Here is a 760-nt window from a genome sequence, read left to right on the forward strand (position 1 = left end):
GATATTGTTATTGTTTTTCCCCCTTTGATATTAGGACGCCGCCGAGCTTTTTGTTTATATCCTTCCAATGGAAGAAGTTACTTTATCATTCCGCAGTAGCTCAGTGGTAGAGCTATCGGCTGGTAACCGATCGGTCGTAGGTTCGAGTCTTCAGCGCCGATGGTAGTTGGGGGTTTCCCCCTGTGAGCGTAGGACGCCGCCAAGCTTTTTGTTTATATCCATCCAATGGAAGAAGTTACTTTATCATTCCGCAGTAGCTCAGTGGTAGAGCTATCGGCTGTTAACCGATCGGTCGTAGGTTCGAGTCCTACCTGCGGAGCCAAAATGGAGAAGTACTCACGTGGTTGAAGAGGAGCCAATGATTAGGTCCTAGGTATTCACATCTTGGGGGTTTCCCCCTGTGAGAGTAGGACATCGCCAGGCTTTCTTCATTCCGCAGTAGCTCAGTGGTAGAGCTATCGGCTGTTAACCGATCGGTCGTAGGTTCGAATCCTACCTGCGGAGCCAATTTGGAGAGCTGTCCGAGTGGCCGAAGGAGCACGATTGGAAATCGTGTAGGCGGTAACCCCGTCTCAAGGGTTCGAATCCCTTGCTCTCCGCCACAATTCACATAATAAAGGGCCCGTTGGTCAAGCGGTTAAGACACCGCCCTTTCACGGCGGTAACACGGGTTCGAATCCCGTACGGGTCACCATTTTCATAGAATATACACCAGCATTTTTATTCGGAGGATTAGCTCAGCTGGGAGAGCATCTGCCTT

4 tRNA genes are annotated in these 760 nt (G+C 50.3%); all 4 read left to right on the forward strand.

Annotation, left to right across the window (positions count from 1 at the left end):
• Window positions 1-247: 247 nt before the first annotated feature.
• Window positions 248-322, forward strand: a tRNA-Asn gene (locus BA70_RS18915).
• 110 nt (window positions 323-432) lie between these two features.
• A tRNA-Asn gene (locus tag BA70_RS18920) sits at window positions 433-507 on the forward strand.
• A gap of 4 nt (window positions 508-511) precedes the next feature.
• A tRNA-Ser gene (locus tag BA70_RS18925) sits at window positions 512-602 on the forward strand.
• Window positions 603-619: 17 nt separating this feature from the next.
• Window positions 620-694: transfer RNA gene (locus tag BA70_RS18930), tRNA-Glu, on the forward strand.
• The last annotated feature ends 66 nt before the right edge of the window (window positions 695-760 follow it).

The sequence above is a fragment of the Bacillus zhangzhouensis genome (assembly GCF_000715205.1).
GTDB lineage: Bacteria > Bacillota > Bacilli > Bacillales > Bacillaceae > Bacillus > Bacillus zhangzhouensis.